General features: G+C 52.2%; 6 protein-coding genes. 3 read left to right on the plus strand and 3 right to left on the minus strand.

Going from position 1 to position 7,847, the window contains the following annotated elements:
- Positions 1-201: 201 nt before the first annotated feature.
- From OB87_RS00575 to nifE, 3 genes are read right to left on the minus strand one after another with little or no spacing between them, the layout of a single operon-like run.
- The gene (locus OB87_RS00575; protein WP_033567503.1) at positions 202-669 is read right to left on the minus strand and encodes a NifB/NifX family molybdenum-iron cluster-binding protein; all 468 of its coding nucleotides are present in this window, start codon (positions 667-669) and stop codon (positions 202-204) included.
- Positions 656-2,041 (minus strand): nitrogenase iron-molybdenum cofactor biosynthesis protein NifN, encoded by a 1,386-nt coding sequence (gene nifN, locus OB87_RS00580; RefSeq protein ID WP_033567504.1) that lies wholly within the window; start codon positions 2,039-2,041, stop codon positions 656-658. Before nifN ends, OB87_RS00575 begins: the two co-directional genes overlap by 14 nt.
- Positions 2,042-2,050: 9 nt before the next feature.
- A complete protein-coding gene (gene nifE / locus OB87_RS00585) occupies positions 2,051-3,424 on the minus strand; it encodes a nitrogenase iron-molybdenum cofactor biosynthesis protein NifE (RefSeq protein ID WP_033567505.1) in 1,374 nt (457 codons plus the stop codon).
- A gap of 344 nt (positions 3,425-3,768) precedes the next feature.
- Here nifE and OB87_RS00590 point away from each other — a divergent pair, with 344 nt between their 5' ends.
- The 3 genes from OB87_RS00590 to OB87_RS00600 all read left to right on the plus strand — a co-directional run bounded on the left by OB87_RS00590 (position 3,769) and on the right by OB87_RS00600 (position 7,667).
- On the plus strand, positions 3,769-5,361 hold the full coding sequence (locus OB87_RS00590) for a methyl-accepting chemotaxis protein (protein WP_033567506.1): 1,593 nt from the start codon (positions 3,769-3,771) through the stop codon (positions 5,359-5,361).
- 238 nt (positions 5,362-5,599) lie between these two features.
- The gene (locus tag OB87_RS00595; RefSeq protein WP_081977327.1) at positions 5,600-5,998 is read left to right on the plus strand and encodes a hypothetical protein; all 399 of its coding nucleotides are present in this window, start codon (positions 5,600-5,602) and stop codon (positions 5,996-5,998) included.
- A 172-nt stretch (positions 5,999-6,170) separates the two neighbouring features.
- Positions 6,171-7,667 carry an HD domain-containing protein gene (locus OB87_RS00600; RefSeq protein ID WP_033567507.1) on the plus strand — a complete coding sequence of 499 codons (1,497 nt, stop codon included), beginning with the start codon at positions 6,171-6,173 and terminating at the stop codon, positions 7,665-7,667.
- Positions 7,668-7,847 lie beyond the last annotated feature (180 nt).

Here is a 7,847-nt window from a genome sequence, read left to right on the forward strand (position 1 = left end):
CTGAATGGGTGAAAACACCGGGCACCCAGCCGCCCGGCACTCACCCGCGTTGCATGGTCTGAGTAAGCAGAGTCAGAGCAAATGTGATGCCAGTCACAGAAACAAATGCAGATCAACAAGATAGCAGCGATAGCCGATAACAAAACCGCGACCAATGTCGCGGTTTATGTCGGTTTTGTCAGAGAGGCGACACTGACTGCCTCACAACACATCATCCTCCTCGCGCCATTCCTGTTCGGCGATCAGCCGTTCGAAACGCTTAGGGTCGCGCTGGCGGCGGGTGACGGGCGGCTCGCCGTCATGCCAGCACTGTTGGATCTGCTGCAACAGTTGGGCGATCGGCGTATCGGCTGGTACGCGCACCGCCCGTACCCCCACCTGTAACAACTGGCGGAATACGGTGTCGCCAATCGCCACGCAGTACAATGTGACGCAGTCCTCCAGCGCATCAATGCGGCAGGTGAGTTTGTCCTCCTGATGACCGTAGCGCACGTTGAAGTCCACCACTTTCAGCAGCGTGACCTGATCTTCTTTCACGCCGTAGATCACCAGCCGGGGCGTGGCACCAAAGTGTTGATCGACATGGTGATAATCCGAACTGGCGAACGCCACCTTCATTGACCAGACGCCGACGCTGATGGCGCTGAGATGCCGGTTAACATGCTGCATGGTCCGCCTCCTGACGCCGCGGCGGCGCAAACTGCTGCTTGAGCGGCGAGTGGTAAACCGGCTGGTGGTGATGACCCGCCAGCATCAGGTTCGCCAGTTCGAACAGGGTGTCGCGCATACCGGCATAGCCCTGACGCGGGCGGCGAAACTCGCCGATCTTATCGAAGATCGGAAATCCGGCGCGGATCAACGGAATACCGAACTGTTCCGCCAGATCGACGGCATGGGAATTGGACAGCAGCAGGTCGGCCGGGTTGTCGCACAGCAGATCCTGCAAATCCTCCAGATCGCCGATCACCACCTGCTCCACCGGCAACGCCGCCAGACTTTGCTGGTTGACCGGTGCCACCACCGGGCCCGGCGTGATGCCCTGACTGAGAGCAAAGTCACACCAGCCCGCCAGCAGATCGCCCTCCGCCGCCAGCGCCATCCGCCGACCTTGCAGCCACATATGGCAGTCGATCATCGCGTCCTGCAACTGCCCGCGCTGACGGTCGATCCACGCCGGGACGTCACGCCCGGCCAGCTGTTGCAAGTGCTGGATAAAGCAATCCATGTTCTCCAGCGTCATCAGATGCGGCAGGCTGAGCGACTGACCGCGGCTGCGCATCGCCAGCAAACTGGCTGCGCGCTGGAATGACGTACCAATGGTGATGGTACTCAGGCTTTGCCCCATCTGCTCGATACCGCGCAGCGGCGTACCACCCTGCGTCACCGCCTGAAAATCGCCGCTGGCGAGATGCCCGTCCAGCGATTGCGACAGATCCGGCAGGATCACCGGTTGCAGCCCAAACGCTTCGACGTAGCTGCGGATCAGCTCGACATCACCGGGATTGAGCAGATGACTCAGCAGCAGGTTGACGCGCCGGTTACGCATCCCCACCGGCGGTTTTTCCGGCACCCACTGCTGGATAATGCTCTCCACCACCGCGCTGAAGCCATTCTCCAGTGATCCGTAGAAATCCGGCGTGTTGACCGTCAGGATCGCCACCGATTTAAAGCGCGGATAATCGTCGCGGAACTGCCGCACCGCCCGCGCCATATCGCTGCCCTGCGCCTCGGACAGCCCGGTGCTGACCAGCACGACCGCTTTCGGCGTATTGCGCTGGCACAGCGTGGCGAGCGCGGTGAAGATATTGTCGTCCGCACCCATGATGGTGGTGGTCGGGTCCATCGCGGTGGACTGCAACGGAATCGGCTCGTGAAAATGCTGGATGAAAAATACCTTGGCGAACGCGCTGCACCCTTGCGCGCCATGCACCAGCGGGATGCAGTGTTCGATGCCCTGAGCGGCCAGAATCGCCCCCAGCGGCTGACCGCTTTTAATCGGGCTGGTCGCCAGCGGTTTTTTACTGCGAATCACCTGTGCCATCGCTGCTCCTTAGTGCCACGGGGCCCGTTGATGAGTTTGCCGCCAGATGGGGCTATCGAGCGTCAGGCACAGCTGCTGTGCCAGCGCCACCAGCCCGCGATACCCGGCGAAAGCGTGCTCGCGCTCCTGATTGATATCCAGAAACGGCAGCCGCGCCTTGTACGCGGTATACATGTTGCGCCCGCCCGCGATCATCATGTCCGCACCGTAACGGTAAACCACATCCAGCAGCGTGCGGGCATTGCCTTCTTCCAGCATCAGTGCGTCGTCGCCCATCAGCTCGCGGATGCGCTGTTTGTCCTCCTCGGTGGATTTGCGGGTGCCGGTGGCGACCACGGTGATACCCAGATCCTGCAACGCCGACACCACCGACCAGGACTTGACGCCGCCGGTGTACAGCAGGACTTTGCGCCCCTGTAGTCGTTCGCGGTACGGTGCCAGCGCCTGCGTCACCGCGGCCTCTTCGCGGGCTATCAGCGCGTCGGTACGGGTTATCAGGTCCGCATCGCCGGTCATCGCCGCCAGTTGCCGCAGCGCGTCGGACATCGCCCGCACGCCGTAGAAGCTACCTTCAAACCACGGGATGCCGTAGCGCTGCTCCAACTGTCGGGCGACATTGATCAGCGCCCGCGAGCACACCAGCATGTTCGCTTCGGCCCGGTGCATCGTCTGGATTTCAGCGAAGCGGGCATCGCCGGACAGGCTACCCAGCACCCGGATACCCAGTTCGTCCAGCAGCGGCAGCACGTTCCAGAACTCGCCAGCAATGTTGAACTCCCCAATCAGGCCGATATCGTGCCGGTGTTCGGGAGCGAATGGGGTGTCCTGCGGCCAGGGTGCTGGTTCCCGCTGGCCCATCACCTTTTTCACCATCACCTCGCCCGCCAGCCGGTTGCCGAAATTCTTGCTGCCGTAAAAACCGGCGGCGTCGATGGCGATCACCGGCACGCCCACCGCCTCCGATGCCGCCTGACATACCGCTTCAATGTCGTCGCCCTCCATCGCCGGTACGCAGGTGTTGTAGATAAACACCGCCGCCGGGCGGTAGCGGTTGACGATATGCCGCACCGCATGGAACAGCCGCCGTTCGCCACGCCCCATGATCACGTCCTGCTCGCTGAGATCGGTGGTGAAACCAAGCCGGTTGAGCGTCGGGCCGGAGCTTTGGCTGCCGCGGTTATCCCAGGAACTGCCGGTGCAGCCAATCGGCCCATGTACCAGATGGGCGACATCCGCCAGCGGCAGCAACGTGATCTGCGCGCCGTCAAACGCGCAGCCGCCTGCGGTGGCACCGGGTTTGGGCGCGCTGCACCCCGACTTTTGCTTGTGGTTATGTTCACAGGCTGGCTCGTCGAACAACGCCAGAATCTCACTTCCCTTCATCTCACCCTCGCCGCGTTGGTTGATATCCCTCATGCGGTGCAAAACGCAGGCCAGCGCTGATAAATTGATTTATAAGGGAAAAGTGATGTGAGGTTTACGACAAAACAGACAATTGGCGGAGATTACCAGCACAGGGGACGAGAATCATTGAAGGGCACAGTCTGACCTACATCAACAACCATTCGTTATAAAACTATTAGGCTGTCCCCCCTATCGGGCAGGCACGCCGCGTCTGATGAAAAACACAGCTTAATAGTCGCCTTACCGATATTGACTTCATGTCAGCAAGACATAAGAAACCATAGCGGCAGGCAGGGAAATTCGTCGTTTAAAGGAGATAGGGGATGTTAGAAAAAATCAAAATAAAAAATGGGCTTTACGGCGTTATCACCGTATTTGTGCTGCTATTACTTTCTGTTTGCACATTCAGCCTGTATTCCTCCATGCAAAGCAACCTGTCTATCCGCAAGGTCAACAGCATTGAGGGAGAACAGCTTATCCCCCTTTATTCTGCTTATTCCGAAATGCTGAACGCCAGGCTGGCTGGCATTAATGTCGCGTTGGCCATCGAAGGGAAAAAAGATGACGCCACCATTCAGGCTGGCCTTGAGCGCCTGAGTGACTACATCAATGCGGCCAACAGCACCATGACGGAACTACGCAACATTCGAGCGCTGACACAGCAAGGCCAGGCGCTGCGCGGTGAAATTGATGACGCCTACAATGACTACATGAACAATGCTGTCGCCCCGATGCTCACCGCGCTGCGCGAACGAAACGTTGATCGGTTCTATAGCACGCTGGTGCCAGAAGCACTGGAGAAAGGTGCAACCTTCCGCCAAAAGCTGACGCTGTTTGTCACCTTCGCCAAAGGTATCGGCCTCGAAGAGATCGACAACGCGGATAACTTCTACCAACACACGTTAACTGTCTTGATCTCCACGCTGATAGTGGTGCTGTGCCTGAGTCTGTTCACCCTGAAATTCATCCGCACTGTGGTACTGACGCCAATGCAAAAAGTCAGAACCTATTTCGGCATGATGGAACAAGGCGTGCTGACGCTGGATATTCCTCCCCAGCATAATACCGAAATGGGTGGGTTGATGGTTTCGCTGAAAGACATGCAGCAGGCATTCCGCAAAATCGTACTGGATGTCAGAGACTCGGCCGGTTCTGTCGCGGCTGGCGCGGAACAGATCTCCGCCGCCAACCGGGATTTCGCCGCCCGTACCGAAGCGCAGGCGTCATCCGTCGAACAAACCGCCGCCAGCATGGAGCAGATCACCGCGTCGGTGCAGGAAAACACCGCCAACACCGGCAAAGCCATGACACTGACCAACTCCGTGGCGGCGCTGGCGGAAAAAAATGCCAGCAACTTCAGCCAGATGATCGAACGCATCCAGCATATCGCCGACAGCTCCAACAAGATCAACGATATCATCAGCATCATGGATGGCATCGCCTTCCAGACCAATATTCTGGCGCTTAACGCGGCGGTGGAAGCGGCCCGCGCGGGCGAAGCGGGTAAAGGCTTTGCCGTTGTGGCGTCTGAAGTGCGCAGTCTGGCGCAACGCAGCGCCGGGTCTGCGCGTGAAATCAAAGAGTTGATCGAAAAAACGGCCAATGAAATCGCCCAGGGCGAAAAAGTCGCTTCACTCTCCACCCAGGATATGGCGCGGCTGATGGACGAGATCAAACGCGTGAATGAATTCATGGCGGATATCTCAATGGCCTCATCAGAGCAAGCTAAAGGCATCGAACAGGTTAACACCGCCATCACCCTGCTGGAGCAAGCCTCCCAGCAAAATGCGGCGCTGGTCGAAGAGTCCGCCTCCGCCAGTTCCTCGTTACACGAGCAGGCGAAAAATCTGGACAACACCATGACGTTTTTCAACCTGAGCGACAATAGCTCGCTGGCTCTCGCCGCGCCGCGTTAATGCTTTCTGGCCTCAGCCTCTGCCCCCTGGTCAGCCCGCACCTCCCTGGCGGGCTGATTTTTCCCAATATTGCACCGGCAGAAACAGCCACTCACACCAATCAGTGTGCTTGTTACACCTGGCACGCGATCTTTTACATCCAGCGACGATAATAAACGGTGTCTCGCACTGAGGGGGGACCTCGCCCCATCGTGCAGAAGGCCACCACTTACCCGTCACGGCTTGATCAGGAGGCATCATGGCGCTTAAGCCTGTCCGAACCGGCATTATCCCTATGAGATCGTTGTTATCCGGAATACTTTTGTTATGCGGAGCAGGGCTCTTGTCCGGCTGTTCCCGAACGTCAGCATGGCCTGATAGCGGTGCCAATATGCCGCCAGCCAACCAGCCGGTGCCCTACGGTAAATGCGACAAAATCGGCACCTACGACCTCCGTTTCGAGCGCTTTGACGAAACCGCCCAGCAGATCGCCCACGCCACCGGCTGTGGCATCATCACCGACACCAGTAAAACCGGCGCGGTACGGCCTCACCCGGTTATCGGCACGATGACCATCCGTCAGGCGGTGCAAACGGCGATCGTCGGCACCCGACTGCGGATCACGCATCAGGATGGAGAGAGTATTACGGTGGAGTGAATATCAATACATATAAAATAGCATTTATTATAAATAGCATACGAGTAATTATAATTTAAATTATTTATATTTAAATAATAATTACTCATAAATGGATCACCTTGCAAAAACTATAACAATGAAATATTTTATATCTGCGTTCAGTCATTAAAAATACACTTTGAGGTAACACATGGAATTTGAAAAGCTATTAAATGGGAAAATACTTGACCCTATACATGGAACTATTAGAGTAACTGATATAGAGAAGAAAGTCATTGGACACCCTCTGTTTCAGAGGTTAAGAAACATAAAACAAAACACTTTCCTTTATAAGGTTTTTCCTTCTGCAATGCACAGCAGATTCGAGCATTCACTAGGTGTAATGCATATCTCATACAACATCATAAAAAATCTATTAATTAACTCTTATCGCTACGATAAAAAATACAATGACAGTTTACTTTTTAAATATTTAGAATTCATACCAACAAAAAACATACAAGAGCTTAGATTAGCAGCATTATTGCACGATATTGGTCATGGCCCTATGTCTCATCAATTCGATTCGTTTGTTCTAACGAAAAAGCTATTAATTAAATACTTAGGCGATAGTTTCTCTGATATATATGAGTTAATCGAAAAAAATGTAGAGCATGAGCACATCTCTTTAATATTTATAAAAAAAATACTATTAGATCTAGATATTAAGAATGATGTATGTGAAGAAAATATTCTGAAAATTATAGATTCAAAATACAACGGAGGTATTATATATTTCAATCACAACAATGTTGAATATAATATCCAACCATTACTTACATCACTTATATCCTCTTGTCCAATAGACTCTGATAGAATGGATTATTTATTACGTGATAGTTATTTCTCTGGGGTAAAATGTGGGATATACAACGTAGAAAGGCTTTTAATGTCAGTAGTCCCAGTGCTAGATGGAGCTAAAGTATGTCTGGGATATAAAGAAAGCTCAATCGACTCCATATCAGAATTTATATTTTCTAGGGCAAGTCTTTTTAGCCAGGTTTATTATCATAAGACGAACAGGTCTTTTTCTGCCATGCTATCAAAGGTGTGTAAAAAAGATGAAGAAAAAAGAGAGGAATTAATAAACAGAATATATCAACTAGATGCTTACGAAGAAGGAAATTCTATAGATTTATTAGAGAAATTCTACCTAGATAATTCAGATGACTATTTTATTAATGAAACGATACCTGAAATAGTAGAAGGAAACCATCACGATGAAAAAATAATAGATGATATCGTTAATAGAAAGCCCTGGAAAAAGCTATTTGAATTCAAAAAATATAACAGCGGCACGATAACAGAAAAAGTAAACAAATGTTTTACCTCTAATTTACACTCATCAATAAAAGAAGAACTAGATAAATATCTCACTGAAAATGACTATATTATAGACATAGTGACAGACAATGCTTTTAAAGATATTGAAAAAACAGAAATAAAGCTTTTGATAAAAAAACCTGATGGGAGTTATCATAGCAAAGAAATAATAGAATGTGGTGATAAATTAGATTTCAATCAATCAATAAGATACTTCACAAGAATATTTATAAACCCTGACATAACATTAGATAAGGTGGCGGTTCTTATAGACAACCTCAACAGTATAAAAGAGATTACTATAAAAAATCACTTTGAAAAATGAAACCCACCGGCGATTACTTGTAAAGACTAGGCACCGGTATAAACGAGGGTGTACGTAATTCTGTGTAACTGCCCCTGTATTAAAGGTGATCGCTCAGGCGATCACCGAACTCGATAATAAAACGGCTCATTGCCAGCCGCCAGTTCTGGATCGGCATACTCCATTTTTTTGATGCCGACT

Source organism: Dickeya undicola, assembly GCF_000784735.1.
Lineage (GTDB): Bacteria > Pseudomonadota > Gammaproteobacteria > Enterobacterales > Enterobacteriaceae > Dickeya > Dickeya undicola.

Bases quoted from the DNA above. Each gene is read 5' to 3' on its own strand.
- OB87_RS00575 (WP_033567503.1), bottom strand. From the start codon at position 669: ATGCAGCATGTTAACCGGCATCTCAGCGCCATCAGCGTCGGCGTCTGG.
- nifN (WP_033567504.1), bottom strand. From the start codon at position 2,041: ATGGCACAGGTGATTCGCAGTAAAAAACCGCTGGCGACCAGCCCGATT.
- nifE (WP_033567505.1), bottom strand. From the start codon at position 3,424: ATGAAGGGAAGTGAGATTCTGGCGTTGTTCGACGAGCCAGCCTGTGAA.
- OB87_RS00590 (WP_033567506.1), top strand. From the start codon at position 3,769: ATGTTAGAAAAAATCAAAATAAAAAATGGGCTTTACGGCGTTATCACC.
- OB87_RS00595 (WP_081977327.1), top strand. From the start codon at position 5,600: ATGGCGCTTAAGCCTGTCCGAACCGGCATTATCCCTATGAGATCGTTG.
- OB87_RS00600 (WP_033567507.1), top strand. From the start codon at position 6,171: ATGGAATTTGAAAAGCTATTAAATGGGAAAATACTTGACCCTATACAT.